The organism is Actinoplanes hulinensis, from assembly GCF_019429605.1.
Lineage (GTDB): Bacteria > Actinomycetota > Actinomycetes > Mycobacteriales > Micromonosporaceae > Actinoplanes > Actinoplanes campanulatus.
The window spans coordinates 1-2500 of the sequence record NZ_JAHXZI010000049.1 but is presented as its reverse complement, the minus strand read 5'-3'; the positions used below and the strand labels follow the sequence as shown (position 1 = coordinate 2500).

General features: G+C 56.7%; 2 rRNA genes (1 of these 2 cut by a window edge). Both read left to right on the top strand.

The features are described from left to right. A 23S ribosomal RNA gene (locus KZ829_RS42460) occupies positions 1 to 2224 on the top strand; it begins 885 nt to the left of the window's first position. 111 nt (positions 2225 to 2335) lie between these two features. Then, positions 2336 to 2452: ribosomal RNA gene (gene rrf / locus KZ829_RS42455) — 5S ribosomal RNA — on the top strand. The last annotated feature ends 48 nt before the right edge of the window (positions 2453 to 2500 follow it).

The following is a 2500-nucleotide window of genomic DNA, read 5'->3' as shown; positions in this document are numbered from 1 at the left end:
GATAGCTGGTTCTCCCCGAAATGCATTTAGGTGCAGCGTCGCGTGTTTCTTGCCGGAGGTAGAGCACTGGATGGTCTAGGGGGCCCACAAGCTTACTGAAATCAGCCAAACTCCGAATGCCGGTAAGTGAGAGCGCGGCAGTGAGACTGCGGGGGATAAGCTTCGTAGTCGAGAGGGAAACAGCCCAGATCGCCAGCTAAGGCCCCTAAGCGTGTGCTAAGTGGAAAAGGATGTGGGATCGCATGGACAACCAGGAGGTTGGCTTAGAAGCAGCCACCCTTTAAAGAGTGCGTAATAGCTCACTGGTCAAGTGGTTCCGCGCCGACAATGTAGCGGGGCTCAAGCACACCGCCGAAGCTGTGGCATTGACACTTTGCTCGGCTCTGCTCTTCGGAGTGGGGTCCAGGCGTGTTGATGGGTAGGGGAGCGTCGTGTAGCGGGTGAAGCGGCGGAGTGATCCAGCCGTGGACGCTACACGAGTGAGAATGCAGGCATGAGTAGCGAATGAAGGGTGAGAACCCCTTCCGCCGGATGACCAAGGGTTCCAGGGCCAGGCTAATCCGCCCTGGGTGAGTCGGGGCCTAAGGCGAGGCCGAGAGGCGTAGTCGATGGATAACGGGTTGATATTCCCGTACCCGCAAAAGAGCGCCCAAGACGAACCTCACTGTACTAACTACTTGAAGCGCCGGCGACCTTCGGGTCAAAAAGCGTGGAGACTAGGAACTTGGTGGGTAGTAGTTTAGCGATGGGGTGACGCAGGAAGGTAGATGATCCCGGCCGGTGGTTGTGCCGGGGTAAGCGTGTAGGCCGGTGTGTAGGCAAATCCGCACACCATGAGGCTGAGACGTGATGCCGAGCCGTTCTGGTGAAGTCATTGATCCTATGCTGCCGAGAAAAGCCTCTAGCGATGTTCTGAGCGGCCCGTACCCCAAACCGACACAGGTGGTCAGGTAGAGAATACCGAGGCGACGGGTGAACTGTGGTTAAGGAACTCGGCAAATTGCCCCCGTAACTTAGGGAGAAGGGGGGCCGGACGCGTGAAGCCCCTTGCGGGTGGAGCGTGGTATGGCCGCAGAGAGCAGGGGGAAGCGACTGTTTACTAAAAACACAGGTCCATGCCAAGTCGTAAGACGATGTATATGGACTGACGCCTGCCCGGTGCTGGAACGTTAAGGGGACCTGTTAGCTCTTCGGGGCGAAGCGGAGAACTTAAGCGCCAGTAAACGGCGGTGGTAACTATAACCATCCTAAGGTAGCGAAATTCCTTGTCGGGTAAGTTCCGACCTGCACGAATGGCGTAACGACTTCCCCACTGTCTCAACCACAGGCCCGGCGAAATTGCAGTACGAGTAAAGATGCTCGTTACGCGCGGCAGGACGGAAAGACCCCGGGACCTTTACTATAGCTTGACATTGGTATCTGAATTTAATTGTGTAGGATAGGTGGGAGACTGTGAAGCTCGGACGCCAGTTCGGGTGGAGTCATTGTTGAAATACCACTCTGTTGGGTTTGGGTATCTAACTTGCGGCCCTGATCGGGTCGAGGGACAGTGTCTGGTGGGTAGTTTAACTGGGGCGGTTGCCTCCTAAAGGGTAACGGAGGCGCCCAAAGGTTCCCTCAGCCTGGTTGGCAATCAGGTGTTGAGTGTAAGTGCACAAGGGAGCTTGACTGTGAGACTGACGGGTCGAGCAGGGACGAAAGTCGGGACTAGTGATCCGGCACTTGCGTGTGGAAGCGGTGTCGCTCAACGGATAAAAGGTACCCCGGGGATAACAGGCTGATCTTCCCCAAGAGTCCATATCGACGGGATGGTTTGGCACCTCGATGTCGGCTCGTCGCATCCTGGGGCTGTAGCAGGTCCCAAGGGTTGGGCTGTTCGCCCATTAAAGCGGTACGCGAGCTGGGTTTAGAACGTCGTGAGACAGTTCGGTCCCTATCCGCCGTGCGCGTTGGATACTTGAGAAGGGCTGTCCCTAGTACGAGAGGACCGGGACGGACGAACCTCTGGTGTGCCAGTTGTTCCGCCAGGAGCATGGCTGGTTGGCTACGTTCGGAAGGGATAACCGCTGAAAGCATCTAAGCGGGAAGCCTGCTTCGAGATGAGGTATCCCACCACCTTTGAGTGGGTAAGGCTCCCAGCTAGACTACTGGGTTGATAGGCCGGAGATGTAAGCACGGTAACGTGTTGAGTTGACCGGTACTAATAGGCCGAGGGCTTAACCACCCTAAATTTTCTGCTTGCGTCCACTGTGTGATTCACAGCAAACGAACAACCACCTCGTTGTCCGGTTTCGGCCGGCACGGGTTGCTGGTTCTTCGCTGTGCTGAAAGGTGTTTCGGTGGTCATAGCGGAGGGGAAACGCCCGGTTACATTCCGAACCCGGTAGCTAAGCCCTTCAGCGCCGATGGTACTGCACTCGGGAGGGTGTGGGAGAGTAGGACGCCGCCGGACTCAACGTGATAGAAAGGCCCACCCCATACGGGGTGGGCCTTTCTTTTT